Genomic DNA, 13367 nt, shown 5'->3' on the forward strand with positions numbered 1-13367 from the left:
GGATATCGCGGCCGCAAAGACCGCCTCGCCGGTGCCGAAATTGGTCCGTACGGCCCCATCCGCGGATCGTAGGACCATCGCCCCGCACGCCCGAGAGTGCACGGACTCGCAGGTCAGAACCGGTCAGCGAAAGAGCCACTCCGACTTCAGGCCGGCGTATCCGGGCTTGATGACGTCGTTGATCATCGCCAGCCTTTCGTCGAAAGGAATGAACGCCGACTTCATCGCATTGACGGTGAACCACTGCATGTCGTCCAGCGTGTAGTGGAAGGTGCGCACCAGCTCCTCGAACTCGCGGCTCATGCTCGTGCCGCTCATGAGCCGGTTGTCGGTGTTGACCGTGGCGCGGAAGTAGAGCCGGCGCAGCAGCCCGATGGGGTGCTCGGCGTAGGAGGTGGCGGCGCCGGTCTGGAGGTTGGAGGTCGGGCACAGCTCCAGCGGGATCCGCTTGTCGCGCACGTACGCGGCCAGCCGGCCGAGCTTGACGGTGCCGTCATCGGCGACGTGGATGTCGTCGATGATCCGTACGCCGTGGCCGAGCCGGTCGGCGCCGCACCACTGCAGCGCCTGCCAGATCGACGGCAGGCCGAACGCCTCGCCGGCGTGGATGGTGAAGTGGTTGTTCTCGCGCTTCAGATACTCGAAGGCGTCGAGGTGGCGGGTGGGCGGGAAGCCGGCCTCGGCGCCGGCGATGTCGAAGCCGACGACGCCGAGATCGCGGTACCGGTTGGCGAGTTCGGCGATCTCCAGCGAGCGGGCGGCGTGCCGCATGGCGGTGAGGAGGGCGCCGACGCGGATGCGGTGCCCGGCGGCGTGCGCGCGCCGCTCACCCTCGCGGAAGCCCTCGTTGACCGCCTCGACCACCTGCTCCAGGCTCAGCCCGCCCTGGAGGTGCTGCTCGGGGGCGTAGCGCACCTCGGCGTATACGACGCCGTCGGCGGCGAGGTCCTCGGCGCACTCGGCGGCGACCCGCACGAGCGCGTCGCGGGTCTGCATCACGGCGCAGGTGTGGGCGAAGGTCTCCAGGTAGCGCTCCAGCGACCCGGAGTCGGCGGCCTCCCGGAACCAGACGCCGAGCCGCTCGGGGTCGGTCTCGGGCAGCCCGTCGTAGCCGGTCTCGCGGGCGATGTCGACGATGGTGGCGGGACGGAGACCACCGTCGAGGTGGTCGTGGAGCAGCACTTTGGGCGCCCGCCGAATCCGCTCCGGGTCGGGCACCGCCCGGGCCGGTGCACCTCTGTTGTCATCCGCCATGCGGCACCTCTCTCTCGTCACGATTTGCGCCATCCTACGCGCGTAGAGCCGTGCCCGGCGGTGGGCGCCGGACGCGGGGGCGCGGACGCGGGGGCGCTGGGGCGTAAGGGCGTGAGGGCGCGGAGGGCTCTGCCGCGGGCCGGATGAGGGCTGTGAGCCGCGGCGGGGTGGTGGCGAGCGGATTCGGTGCGGGCAGCGCGAGACCGCCGGGGGCAGCGCGCAGGCCACGCGCGACCGCGGTGCCGCCGCGAGCGGCGGCTTCGCGGCGCGCGGGGCGGCCGGGCGGTGGCCCTGCGGACCGGCGTTGGGGCGCAAGGGCCGCCGGACACCGGAGACGTGACGGTCGCGAGCCGACTCCGGGCGGGCGGAGCGAGGCGGCGGGGAGGCATCGCCCCGGGCCGCCGCGCGAGCACGGTCGCGCCGCGCGGGCTCGATTCGGCCGGTGCGGCCCTCACGGGCCGGCACCTGCGCGCAACCGCTTCCGGAGGCTCGGGGTGCGGAGGTGGTGAGGGGGTTCCGGACGAGCGGCTGCGGCCGGCGGCTTCCCGGCGCGGGCGGTCGGTCCTGGCAGCACGGCCCCTGCCCGCCGGCGGCCGGACGCAACTGACCCGTCTCAGGACACAACTGGGGTGCCGTCAGGGGGTGTCGTGGTGGTGCGGACCACTGGGCATGGGGGAACGGATCTGCCATCGTGCTGCCATGCCACAGGAGATCAGCGCGAGCCGCCCCGCCCGGCTCGGACGTGCCACCGGGGCGGCCTCCGCGCAGGCGGTGGCGTTGCTGCTGCCCGCGGGGGAGGATGTCAGCAGCCGGCGGCCGTCGCGGCTCGCCGCCGCCTCCGTGTGGTCGCTTGCCCGCCGGCTCGGGCGGGCCGGGCGCGGTGACGGGCTCGTCGCGCACACCGTGCACTACCGCTACCGGGGCTGGAACGGCGCCGCCGCGGACGCCGCGCAGGACGCGGAGTGGGCGCTGGAGGAGATCGTACGGCGGTACGGGGACGTGCCCGTGGCGCTGGTCGGCACCGACGTCGGCGGCCGGGCCGCGCTGCGCGCCGCCGGGCACGAGGCGGTCGTCTCGGTGCTCGCGATCGCGCCGTGGCTGCCGGACGCGCAGGCGGCGGACGCCGAGCCCGTACGGCAGTTGAGCGGGCGCACCGTGCTCTTCGTGCACGGCACCGACGACGCCCGCACCGACCCCGACCTGTCGTACCGGCTGGCGGTACGGGCGAAGAAGGCCAACCGCGACGTCTGCCGCTTCGAGGTGCACTCCGACGGGCACGGGCTGCACCAGCACCGCCCCGAAGTCCTCGCCCTGAGCGCCGACTTCGTCACGGGCTCGCTCTTCGGCCGGCCGTACAGCAGACCCCTCGCCGACGCCCTCGCGGCGCCCCCGCCGATCGGCCTGCGCATGCCGCTGGCCGCCGGCTTCGCCCCGGCCTGACGCGTCGGGCGAACGGGCCCCTACCCCGCCAGCAACTGCCCCCGCCGTCCCAGCAGAAACCGCCGGAACGCCCCCACCGGCGCCGTCTCCTGCTGGCCCGCCACCCACGCCACCCCGATCTCCCGCACCGCCCGCGGCGCCGTGACGTCCAGCTCCACGACCCCCGGCCGCGGCACCGCGGGCGGCGGCAGCAGCGCCACCCCCAGACCCGCCGCCACCAGCCCGCGGATCGTCTCCGCCTCCTCCCCCTCGAACGCGACCCGGGGCACGAACCCCGCCTCCGCGCACAGCGCCTCCAGCATCCGCCGCATCCCGTAGCCCGGTTCGAGCGTCACGAACGGGTCCTCCGCCACCTCCGCGAGCCGGATCCGCCGCCGCCCGGCGAGCCGGTGGTCGTCCGGCACCACGATCCGCAGGCGCTGGTCGTCGAGCCGCCGCGCCTCCAGGTCCGGCGCGTCCGGCACCGGCGAGGTCAGGCAGAGGTCCAACTCGCCCGCCCGCAGCCGCTGCAGCATCCACTCCCCGTAGTTCTGCACCAGCGAGAAGCGCACCCGGGGGTGGTCCTTGCGGAACTCCCGCAGCAGCCCCGGCACGGTCTCCGAGCCGAGCGTGTGCAGGAAGCCGAAGGCGACCTTGCCGGTCTCGGGGTGCGCGTCGGCGCGTACGGCCTCGGCGCCGCGGGCCACCTCCGCCAGCGCGCGCTCCGCGTACGCGAGGAAGTCGCGGCCCGCGGTCGTCAGCGACAGCGTGCGGCCGCGGCGGGCGAAGAGCGCGACGCCCAGGTCGGCTTCGAGCCGTACCATCGCGCGGCTCAGCGTCGGCTGCGGGACGCCGAGCGCGCGGGCGGCGCGCGTGACGTGCTCCTCGCGCGCGACCGCCGCGAACTGCGCGAGCCGGGGCGCGAGCACCGCGCCCCACTCGCCCGGCTCCCCCGGCACGCCGAGGGCTGCGGCCGTGGCCGAGATGTCTTTCTGATGACGGGACCGTGACAACGACCCCCGTGACCTCTGCTCATTCACCACGGCATCGATTATCGCCGTTTTCCGCATTGGACGCATGAGCGAGGCCGCCGTACGTTCGACGCATGCCCTCCGATACCGGGGCGCTTACGCCTCATGTGAGCGCCCCCACCCACGTGCCCGCCAAGCACGCCCCCGGCGAGCCCGGCTACCGCCGCGTGCTCCTCGCCCTGTTCGCCGCCGGCGTCGCCACCTTCGCCCTCCTCTTCTCCACTCAGGCCCTGCTGCCCGCCATCTCCGCCGACCTCGGCGTCAGCCCGGGCGCGGCCAGTTGGACCGTCTCCGCCACCACCGCCGCCCTGGCGCTCGCCGTGCTGCCGCTGAGCGCCGTCTCCGAGCGGTTCGGCCGGCAGCGGACGATGACGTGGTCGCTGGCGGCGGCCGTGCTGCTGGGGCTGGCGATGCCGTTCGCGCCCGACCTGGGTACGCTCGTCGCGCTGCGTACGCTCCAGGGCGTGGCGATCGCCGGGATCCCGGCGTCGGCCATCGCCTTCATCGCCGACGAGGTACGCGCCCGGGCGGTGATCGGCGCCGTGGGGCTCTTCGTCGCGGGCAACAGCATCGGCGGCATGGCCGGACGCATCCTCACCGGCTGGACCGCCAACGCCTGGGGCTGGCGCACGGCGCTGGCCGCCGTCGCCGCGCTCTCGCTGCTCTGCGCGGTCGCGTTCCGCGTACTCCTGCCGCGCGCCCGGCACTTCACCGCCGCGCCGCTGGCGCCGCGGGCGCTCGCGCGGACCGTACGCGGCCATCTCTCCGACGGGCTGATGCGCCGGCTGTACGCGATCGGGCTGCTGTTCATGACCGTCTTCGGCTCGGTCTACACGATGATCGGCTACCGGCTGGCCGGCGAGCCCTTCGGCCTGTCCGCGGGCCTCATCGGCTCGGTCTTCGTCATCTACCTCGTCGGCACCGGCTCCTCGGCCGCCGCGGGACGACTCGTCGCCCGCCTCGGCCGCCGCGGCACCCTCTACGCGGCCGCGGGCACCACCGCCGCGGGGCTGCTGCTGACGATCGGCGACTCCCTGGCCGCCGTGCTGACCGGTCTGGTGCTGCTCACGGCGGGCTTCTTCGCCGGGCACGCGGTCGCCTCCGCGTCCGTGAGCCACGCGGCGAAGACCGGCAAGGCGCAGGCGTCGGCGCTCTACCAGGTCGCGTACTACGTCGGGAACAGCGCGGGTGCCACGGCCGGCGCGATCGCCTTCCACGCGGTCGGCTGGCACGGGGTCGCCGTCCTCGGTCTCGTGGCCCTCACCGGCGTCACGGGCATCACCATTCGCGCCACCCTGCTGGCCACCGCGGCGACCCGCACGGCAGCGCGCGAGCAGGCCCGGCGGGAGCCCCGCGCAAGCGGGCGCGCACCGGTCCCCGCGATCCGCCCCGTACGCCGCGAACCGACAGGTCAGCCGATACCTGCCGGGCTCGCGCGCAGCGCCGAAAGCACCGGCGCGGAGACGATCCGGTAACGGGTTCGTTGCCGGAGGTTCAGCTTGTTCTACGCGCGTTACGATGCCCCCGAAGCAGCGCCGGAAAGAGGCGCTTCGCCAAGACGAAGGGGAAGTCCTCTTGCGCCGGGTAACCAAGATCGCCGCCGCGGGTGTGGCAACCGCGGCCCTCGCTTTCACCAGTGCTGCGTGCAGCAGCGACAGCGGCAGCAGCGACAAGGGCGTCGGTCTCGCCTTCGACGTCGGCGGCCGCAGCGACGCCTCCTTCAACGAGTCGGCGGCCCGCGGGTACGACAAGGCCAAGAAGGAGTTCGACCTCGGCGGCAAGGAGCTGACCGCCCGTGACGGCGAGACCGAGGCCGACCGCGAGCAGCGGCTCACCTCCCTCGCCGAGGCGGGCTACAACCCGGTGATCGGGGTCGGCTTCGCCTACGGCAAGTCGGTCAACAAGGTCGCCAAGGACTTCCCCGACACGACCTTCGCGGTGATCGACGAGATGTCCCAGGGGAAGAACGTGGCCGGCGTCACCTTCGCCGAGCACGAGGGCTCGTACCTGGCGGGCGTGGCCGCCGCCACCAAGAGCAAGACCGGCAAGGTCGGCTTCATAGGCGGCGTGCACAACAACCTGATCAAGAAGTTCGAGGCCGGCTTCGTCCAGGGCGTCAAGGACACCAAGCCCGACGTCGAGGTCGACGTGAAGTACCTCTACGAGAGCGACCTCAAGGGCTTCCAGGACCCGCTGCGCGCCAAGGGCATCGCCGAGGGCATGCTCGACTCCGACACGGACATCATCTACAGCGCCGCGGGCCTGTCGGGCACGGGCTCGATCGAGGCCGTGGCCGCGCAGGAAGGCGCGTGGGCGATAGGCGTCGACTCCGACCAGTACCGCGACAAGGCGCTGGCGGACTACAAGGACTCGATCATGACGTCCGTGGTCAAGAACGTCGACGTGGCCGTCTACGACGTCATCAAGAGCGTCCAGGACGAGAAGCCGCTCACCGGCGACCAGACCTTCGCGCTCAAGGACGACGGCGTGAGCCTGGCCACCTCCGGCGGGTTCATCGACGACATCCAGGGCGAGATCGACGCGGCCAAGCAGAAGATCGCCGACGGCGAGATCACGGTCAGCGACACTCCCTGAGCACGGTACGTGTGACGGGGTCCGGAGGACGGTGCGCGTCGGCCGTCCACCGGACCCCGCGCATCTGCCTCCGGACTACGCGCGTAGCGTGATATGCCGTAACTCGCGTCACGTAACTCGCGCCGTCCGCACGGCGCTTCGGTACGTCCGCCGCCCCGCATCCACCGCCCCTCGACGAGGAGTGTGCGCCATCACAGCCCTCAGCAGCAGCTCCACGGCAGCGGACCCACCCGCCGGCGCCGCCGCCGTCGAACTCCACGGCATCACGAAACGCTTCCCCGGCGTCGTCGCCAACCACGACATCGACATCACCGTGCGCCGCGGCACCGTCCACGCCCTCGTCGGCGAGAACGGCGCGGGCAAGTCGACCCTCATGAAGATCCTCTACGGCATGCAGAAGCCGGACGAGGGCACCATCACGCTCGACGGCACGGAGGTCGCGTTCGCCAGCCCCGCCGACGCCATCGCGCGCGGCATCGGCATGGTGCACCAGCACTTCATGCTCGCCGACAACCTCACCGTCCTGGAGAACACCGTCCTGGGCAGCGAGAAGCTGCACGGCATCGGCGACCGGGCGCGGGCGAGGATCAAGGAGCTGTCGGACGCGTACGGCCTCGGCATCCGCCCCGACGTGCTGGTCGAGGACCTCGGCGTCGCCGACCGGCAGCGGGTCGAGATCCTCAAGGTCCTCTACCGCGGCGCCCGTACGCTCATCCTCGACGAGCCCACCGCGGTCCTCGTCCCGCAGGAGGTCGACGCGCTCTTCGACAACCTGCGCGGGCTGAAGGCCGAGGGCCTGACCGTGCTCTTCATCTCGCACAAGCTCGGCGAAGTCCTCGCCGTCGCCGACGACATCACCGTCATCCGGCGCGGCACGACGGTCGCCTCCGTGAAGCCCGCGGACGTCACGTCCAAGCAGCTCGCGGAGCTGATGGTGGGCAGCGAACTGCCGACCCCCGAGACCCGCGAGTCGACGGTCACGGACATACCCATGCTGCGCGTCGGCGACCTGCACCTGTGTGCCGTGGACCCCGACGGCGTCTCGCGCGAGGTGCTGGACCGCATCTCCTTCACCATCCACAAGGGCGAGGTGCTGGGCATCGCCGGCGTGGAGGGCAACGGCCAGTCCGAGCTGGTCGAGACCATCATGGGGCTGCGCCACCCGGACACCGGCAGCATCGTGCTGGACGGGGCGGACATCAGCCACGCCGCCACCCGCAAGCGCCGCGAGGGCGGCATCGGCTACATCCCCGAGGACCGCCAGCGGCACGGCCTGCTGCTGGAGGCCCCGCTGTGGGAGAACCGCATCCTCGGCCACACCACGGAATCCCCCAACAGCCGCGGCGTGCTCATCGACGCCGCCGCGGCCCGCAAGGACACCAAGCGGATCGTCGAGGAGTACGACGTCCGCACCCCCGGCATCGACGTGACCGCCGCCTCGCTCTCCGGCGGCAACCAGCAGAAGCTGATCGTCGGCCGGGAGATGAGCCACTCGCCCAAGCTGCTCATCGCCGCCCACCCCACGCGCGGCGTGGACGTGGGCGCGCAGGCGGACATCTGGGAGCAGATCCGCGCGGCCCGCCGCGAGGGGCTCGCGGTGCTGCTGATCTCCGCGGACCTGGACGAGTTGATCGGCCTGTCGGACACGCTGCGGGTGATGTACCGCGGGCGGCTGGTGGCCGACGCGGACCCGGCGGCGATCACGCCGGAGGAGCTGGGCAGTGCGATGACGGGCGCGGCGAGCGGGCATCTGGAGGACGGCGCGGCGCCGCGGGACGCGGCCGTGCCGGACCCGCGGTCCGCGGCCGGCGGCAGCGACGACGGGCAGGGCGGAGGCCGTACGCGATGAAACGCCTCGACAGGGACAAGCTGATCACGGCGGTCGGTGCCCCGGTGCTCGCGGTCTTCGCCGCGCTGGTGCTCACCTCGCTGATCATCCTGATCTCCGGGAAGGACCCGTTCCGGGCCTACCAGGTCATGATCGAGTTCGGCACGACCGACCGGAGCGCCATCTACATCGTCAACAAGTCGACGATGTTCTTCCTCTCCGCGCTGGCCGTGGCCATCGGCTTCCGGATGAACCTCTTCAACATCGGCGTCGACGGCCAGTACCGCATCGCGGCCTTCTTCGCCGCGGCCGTCGGCGGCGCGCTGTCGCTGCCCGGCATCATCCAGATCCCGCTGATCATCCTGGTCGCCATGGGCGTCGGTGCGATCTGGGCGGGCATCGCGGGGGTGCTGCGCACCACCCGCGGCGTCAGCGAGGTCATCACGACGATCATGCTCAACTCGATCGCCGGCGCCGTCATCGGCTACTACCTCACCGCGGGCCGCCTCGGCGAGAAGGACGGGAACCTCACCCACACCCCGAACATCCCGTCCTCCAGCCACATCTTCATGATCGAGACCTCGGTCGGGGACATCAACGGCTTCGTGGTCTTCGCCGTGCTCGCCGGCTTCCTGTACTGGTTCGTCCTCAACCGCACCCGCTTCGGCTTCGACCTGCGCAGCGTCGGCCAGTCGGAGACGGCCGCCGCCGCGAGCGGCGTGGACGTCAAGCGCATGATCGTCACGAGCATGGTGCTCTCCGGCGCCGTCGCGGGGCTCGTCGGGATGCCGACGCTGCTCGGCGAGTCGTACAACTACGGCACCGACTTCCCGCTGGGCGTCGGCTTCACCGGCATCGCCATCGCCCTCCTCGGCCGCAACCACCCCGTCGGCATCGCGCTCGGCGCCCTGCTGTGGGCCTTCCTGGAGCGCACCGGCACGCAGCTCGAATTCGAGGGCTACGACCAGAAGATCGTCGAGGTCATCAAGGGCATCATCGTGCTCTGCGTCGTCATCGCCTACGAGGTGGTCCGCCGCTGGGCGCTGCGGGACCAGCAGCGCCGCGTCGGCGAGGAGCTGGCCCAGGCACGTAAGACCGAGAAGGCGGAGGTGGGCGCGTGAGCACGGTGACCAAGACGGGCGTCGCCGCGCCCGCGAAGCAACCGCCGGGAGACGGCGGCAGGCGGCGGCTCGGCATGCCGCAGGTGCTCCTGCTCATCGCCGCGGGACTGCTGCTGCTGTCCGCGGTACGGGCCCTCACCGACACCACCAACCTCACCGCCTCCGCGCAGATCGGCGGCGCGCTCGCGCTGGCCGTGCCGATCGGGCTGGCCGGCCTCGGCGGCCTGTGGGCGGAGCGGTCCGGTGTGATCAACATCGGCCTCGAAGGCATGATGATCCTCGGCACGTTCTTCGCCGGCTGGATCGGCTGGCAGCACGGCCCGTGGGCGGGTGCGCTGGCCGGGATCATCGGCGGGGCGCTGGGCGGCCTGGTGCACGCGATGGCGACGGTCACGTTCGGCGTCGACCACATCGTGTCGGGTGTGGCGATCAACATCCTCGCGCTGGGCGCCACCCAGTACATGGCGAAGATCTTCTTCGCCGACGGGGACGCGCTGGCCGCGGGCGGCACGGACAAGCAGTCGCCGCAAGTCGACGACATGCACACGTTCTCGGTCCCGGGACTCTCCGACGGGCTCGGGGACCTGGAGGACAAACACTGGTTCTTCCTCTCCGACACCGCCGGCATCCTGCGCGGGCTCACGCACGACGTGTCGTACCTGATCCTCATCGCGGCCGCGCTCTTCGTGCTCACGTACTACGTGCTGTGGCGCTCGGCGTTCGGGCTGCGGCTGCGGTCCTGCGGCGAGAACCCGGTGGCCGCCGAGTCGCTGGGCGTGAACGTCTACCTGTACAAGTACGCGGCGCTGGCCGTCTCCGGCGCGCTCGCCGGGCTCGGCGGGGCGTTCCTGGTCACGTTCACCCACATCTATCTGGAGGGCCAGACCGGCGGCCGCGGCTACATCGGCCTCGCGTCGATGATCTTCGGCAACTGGCGTCCGGGCGGTACGGCGATGGCGGCCGGGCTCTTCGGCTTCACCGACAGCCTGCAGCTGCGCGGCGGCGGCGAGGCCGTGCACGCGCTGTTCCTGCTGCTGGCGGTGCTGCTCGCGGCGTACACGGTCTGGAAGTACGTGCGCGGCGGGGCCCGGGCCGCCATAGCCGCCGGGGTCGCGGCGGTGCTCCTCGGGGTGCTGTACGCGACGACCGACACGGTGCCGCGCGAGGTTGTGGAAGCCACACCGTACGTGACCACACTGGTGGTGCTCGCGGTGTTCGCGCAGCGGCTGCGGGTGCCGAAGTGGATCGGCAAGCGCTACCGAAGGGGAGAGAGCACGTGACGTCGCAGGACGACGAGCGGTGGGAGGCGCTGCGGCGGGCGGCGCGGGACGCCATGTCCCGGGCGTACGCCCCGTACTCGCGGTACCCCGTGGGCGCCGCGGCGCTCGTGGACGACGGCCGTACGGTCGTCGGCTGCAACGTGGAGAACGCCTCGTACGGCGTCGGGCTCTGCGCCGAGTGCGGCCTGGTCTCCGCGCTGCACGCCACCGGCGGCGGCCGGCTCACCCACTTCACCTGCGTCAACGGTGAGGGGCAGCTCATCCTGCCGTGCGGCCGCTGCCGCCAGTTGCTCAGCGAGCACGGCGGGCCCGACCTGCTGCTCGACACCCCCGCGGGCATCCGGCCGCTGGCCGAGCTGCTGCCGGACGCCTTCGGCCCGTTCGAGCTGAGCAGGTTGCACGGTTCCCAGCACTCCGAGAGCGGAGGATCGCAGAACTGATGGACGCCATCTCCGTCATCCGCGCCAAGCGCGACCGCGAACGGCTCTCCGACGAGCAGATCGACTGGGTCGTGGCGGCGTACACCCGCGGCGAGGTCGCCGACGAACAGATGTCCGCGCTGGCCATGGCGATACTGCTCAACGGCATGGACCGGGACGAGATCGCCCGCTGGACCGCGGCGATGATCGCCTCCGGCGAACGGATGGACTTCACCGCGCTGCCGCGCCCGACCGCGGACAAGCACTCGACGGGCGGCATCGGCGACAAGATCACGCTGCCGCTGGCCCCGCTGGTCGCCGCCTGCGGGGCGGCGGTACCGCAGTTGTCGGGGCGGGGCCTCGGGCACACCGGCGGCACGCTCGACAAGCTGGAGTCCGTCCCGGGCTGGCGGGCCTCGCTGTCGAACGACGAGATGATGGCGACCCTGCGCGACGTCGGCGCGGTGATCTGCGCCCCGGGTACGGGCCTGGCGCCGGCGGACCGCAAGCTGTACGCGCTGCGGGACGTGACCGGGACGGTGGAGTCGATCCCGCTCATCGCGTCCTCGATCATGTCGAAGAAGATCGCCGAGGGTACGGGCGCGCTGGTGCTGGACGTGAAGGTCGGCTCGGGCGCGTTCATGAAGGACCTGGACCGGGCGCGCGAACTGGCCGCGACGATGGTGGGCCTGGGCAACGACCACGGGCTGCGCACCGTGGCGCTGCTCACCGACATGTCGACGCCGCTGGGCCTGACGGCGGGCAACGCGCTGGAGGTCCGCGAGTCGCTGGAGGTGCTGGCGGGCGGCGGCCCCGCGGACGTGGTGGAGCTGACGCTGGCGCTGGCCAGGGAGATGCTGACGGCGGCGGGCCTGCGGGACGCGGACCCCGCGGCGGCGCTGGCGGACGGCTCGGCGATGGACGTGTGGCGCCGCATGATCTCCGCCCAGGGCGGCGACCCGTCGGCACCGCTGCCCACGGCCCGCGAGACCCACCCGGTGCCGGCCCCGTCGACGGGGGTCCTCACGCGCCTCGACGCCTACGCGGTGGGCCTGGCGGCCTGGCGCCTGGGCGCGGGCCGCGCCCGCAAGGAGGACCCGGTGCAGGCGGCGGCGGGCGTGGAACTCCACGCGAAGCCGGGCACGGTGGTGACGGCGGGCCAGCCGCTGCTGACCCTGCACACGGACACCCCGGAACGCATCCCGGACGCCCTGGCAGCCCTGGAGTCCGCGTACGACGTGGCCCCTCCGGGAGCCACGGTGGAACGCAGCCCTCTGATCCTGGACCGGCTGGACTGAGTCCGGGTGGTGAGGTGCCGGTTGTCGTCGTCCGCCGACAGCCGGAACCGCGGCGCCGTGTTTCGGTGACCAGGCCCTCTGCGGGGGGCCTTCGGCGGCCGGTCAGGCCGGGCTACGTCACCCCTGCCCGTTGACGTGCCTCGTCGCGGAAGTATCGAGGCGACGACCGGCCACACGCCGGAATGCCGTGCTGAAGGCGCTCTCGGACTCGTAGCCGGTTGCGGCTGCCAGCTCGGAGATGGAGCGGGTGGTACTGCGCAGGGCGTCACGGGCCGGGCTCATCCGCCATTCGGGCGTGGGAGTACGTGTGGTTCCAGTCCAGGTGGTGCAGCCCCGTGACGACCGAGGAGTCCTTGAGCGCAGCCCGCAGCGACGGCCAGACGAGCGACGGAGCCGCCGACCAGGCCAGAGCCGATGATTCCGATGGTGGGTGTCATCCCCGGTATCTCCTTGCTCGAAAGGCGGCGCAGTGGGCTGCAAGGCGCCGCCGCCGAGTGTCCGGATTACGAGCCGATACTCGGCCCGGCCGCATGGGTGCACCAGGCGCTGCCGCCCACTGGCCGTATGACCTTGAGTATGATCGAGTGTATGCAGACGCGTGAACGAGTGACCGTGACCCTCCCCCCGGATCTCCTCGCCACCGCCAAGGCAGCCGCGCACGGCAATCTCTCCGCCTACGTGGAACGCGCCATAAGAGCACAGGCTCTCCGCGAGGCGGCCGATGCCGTGAGCCGGTGGCGCGGCGACACCAGCGGTGACGTCGAGGAGATCACGGAGACGTTCGGCGAGGACATCGCGTGAACATCGCTCGGGGCCAGGTCTGGCGCGTGCAGTTCGCCACCAGGACAAGAGCTGTACTGGTCGTCGAGGCCGACGCCGCCCTGGAGGCATTTCCCGGAACCGCGGTCTGCATGATGATCGACGAAACCCGGGGCGCCCCGGACACGGTCGTCACCGTCCCGATCAACTCCCCCGTGCAGGGGGCGGCGGTCGCCGTGGACTGCACGGCTCTGACGGCCCGGCGCATCCGCGCGGGGACCTGCCTCGGCACCGTGGAAGACGCGACCATGACGCGGGTCTCCGCGGCACTGCGCGTGGTGCTGGACCTCCACGACTGAGCCG

At 72.3% G+C, this 13367-nt stretch carries 13 protein-coding genes; 10 read left to right on the forward strand and 3 right to left on the reverse strand.

Features of this window, described 5'->3' with window-relative positions:
• Positions 1–123: 123 nt before the first annotated feature.
• Positions 124–1254 carry an adenosine deaminase gene (locus FB457_RS02190; RefSeq protein WP_047017699.1) on the reverse strand — a complete coding sequence of 377 codons (1131 nt, stop codon included), beginning with the start codon at positions 1252–1254 and terminating at the stop codon, positions 124–126.
• Between the two features lie 699 nt (positions 1255–1953).
• On the opposite strand from FB457_RS02190, the gene FB457_RS02195 reads away from it, so the two are divergent.
• Positions 1954–2694 carry an alpha/beta hydrolase gene (locus FB457_RS02195; RefSeq protein ID WP_047017698.1) on the forward strand — a complete coding sequence of 247 codons (741 nt, stop codon included), beginning with the start codon at positions 1954–1956 and terminating at the stop codon, positions 2692–2694.
• A 20-nt stretch (positions 2695–2714) separates the two neighbouring features.
• On the opposite strand, the gene FB457_RS02200 is transcribed toward FB457_RS02195, so the two are convergent.
• Complete coding sequence (locus FB457_RS02200) at positions 2715–3602, reverse strand: LysR family transcriptional regulator (protein ID WP_145780862.1); 888 nt, start codon at positions 3600–3602, stop codon at positions 2715–2717.
• Between the two features lie 176 nt (positions 3603–3778).
• Between FB457_RS02200 and FB457_RS02205 the strand changes: the two genes are divergently transcribed.
• The 7 genes from FB457_RS02205 (at position 3779) to FB457_RS02235 (ending at position 12245) form a co-directional block, all read left to right on the forward strand.
• Positions 3779–5179: an MFS transporter gene (locus tag FB457_RS02205; protein WP_145780595.1), complete on the forward strand. Its 1401-nt coding sequence runs from the start codon at positions 3779–3781 to the stop codon at positions 5177–5179.
• Between the two features lie 100 nt (positions 5180–5279).
• Positions 5280–6299 carry a BMP family ABC transporter substrate-binding protein gene (locus FB457_RS02210; protein ID WP_145780597.1) on the forward strand — a complete coding sequence of 340 codons (1020 nt, stop codon included), beginning with the start codon at positions 5280–5282 and terminating at the stop codon, positions 6297–6299.
• 181 nt (positions 6300–6480) lie between these two features.
• Entirely contained in the window at positions 6481–8148 is a 1668-nt protein-coding gene (locus FB457_RS02215) for an ABC transporter ATP-binding protein (RefSeq protein ID WP_047017695.1), read from the forward strand.
• On the forward strand, positions 8145–9248 hold the full coding sequence (locus FB457_RS02220) for an ABC transporter permease (RefSeq protein ID WP_047017694.1): 1104 nt from the start codon (positions 8145–8147) through the stop codon (positions 9246–9248). Before FB457_RS02215 ends, FB457_RS02220 begins: the two co-directional genes overlap by 4 nt.
• On the forward strand, positions 9245–10528 hold the full coding sequence (locus tag FB457_RS02225) for an ABC transporter permease (RefSeq protein WP_145780599.1): 1284 nt from the start codon (positions 9245–9247) through the stop codon (positions 10526–10528). Before FB457_RS02220 ends, FB457_RS02225 begins: the two co-directional genes overlap by 4 nt.
• The gene (locus FB457_RS02230) at positions 10525–10968 is read left to right on the forward strand and encodes a cytidine deaminase (protein WP_047017692.1); all 444 of its coding nucleotides are present in this window, start codon (positions 10525–10527) and stop codon (positions 10966–10968) included. Before FB457_RS02225 ends, FB457_RS02230 begins: the two co-directional genes overlap by 4 nt.
• Positions 10968–12245, forward strand: coding sequence for a thymidine phosphorylase (locus tag FB457_RS02235; RefSeq protein WP_047017691.1), 1278 nt, complete (start codon positions 10968–10970; stop codon positions 12243–12245). Before FB457_RS02230 ends, FB457_RS02235 begins: the two co-directional genes overlap by 1 nt.
• Before the next feature lie 117 nt (positions 12246–12362).
• Here the strand turns inward: FB457_RS02235 and FB457_RS35815 are convergent, their stop codons facing one another.
• Positions 12363–12527 carry a helix-turn-helix domain-containing protein gene (locus tag FB457_RS35815; RefSeq protein ID WP_367648438.1) on the reverse strand — a complete coding sequence of 55 codons (165 nt, stop codon included), beginning with the start codon at positions 12525–12527 and terminating at the stop codon, positions 12363–12365.
• 306 nt (positions 12528–12833) lie between these two features.
• On the opposite strand from FB457_RS35815, the gene FB457_RS02250 reads away from it, so the two are divergent.
• Positions 12834–13046: a type II toxin-antitoxin system CcdA family antitoxin gene (locus FB457_RS02250; RefSeq protein WP_253911399.1), complete on the forward strand. Its 213-nt coding sequence runs from the start codon at positions 12834–12836 to the stop codon at positions 13044–13046.
• The gene (locus FB457_RS02255; RefSeq protein WP_107086150.1) at positions 13043–13363 is read left to right on the forward strand and encodes a type II toxin-antitoxin system PemK/MazF family toxin; all 321 of its coding nucleotides are present in this window, start codon (positions 13043–13045) and stop codon (positions 13361–13363) included. The genes FB457_RS02250 and FB457_RS02255 overlap by 4 nt, the downstream gene beginning before the upstream one ends.
• Positions 13364–13367 lie beyond the last annotated feature (4 nt).

Source organism: Streptomyces sp. CNZ287 (assembly GCF_007827615.1).

Coding starts and splice junctions, on each gene's coding strand:
- FB457_RS02190 (WP_047017699.1), bottom strand. CDS start 1,254: ATGGCGGATGACAACAGAGGTGCACCGGCCCGGGCGGTGCCCGACCCG.
- FB457_RS02195 (WP_047017698.1), top strand. CDS start 1,954: ATGCCACAGGAGATCAGCGCGAGCCGCCCCGCCCGGCTCGGACGTGCC.
- FB457_RS02205 (WP_145780595.1), top strand. CDS start 3,779: ATGCCCTCCGATACCGGGGCGCTTACGCCTCATGTGAGCGCCCCCACC.
- FB457_RS02220 (WP_047017694.1), top strand. CDS start 8,145: ATGAAACGCCTCGACAGGGACAAGCTGATCACGGCGGTCGGTGCCCCG.
- FB457_RS02235 (WP_047017691.1), top strand. CDS start 10,968: ATGGACGCCATCTCCGTCATCCGCGCCAAGCGCGACCGCGAACGGCTC.
- FB457_RS35815 (WP_367648438.1), bottom strand. CDS start 12,527: ATGAGCCCGGCCCGTGACGCCCTGCGCAGTACCACCCGCTCCATCTCC.
- FB457_RS02250 (WP_253911399.1), top strand. CDS start 12,834: ATGCAGACGCGTGAACGAGTGACCGTGACCCTCCCCCCGGATCTCCTC.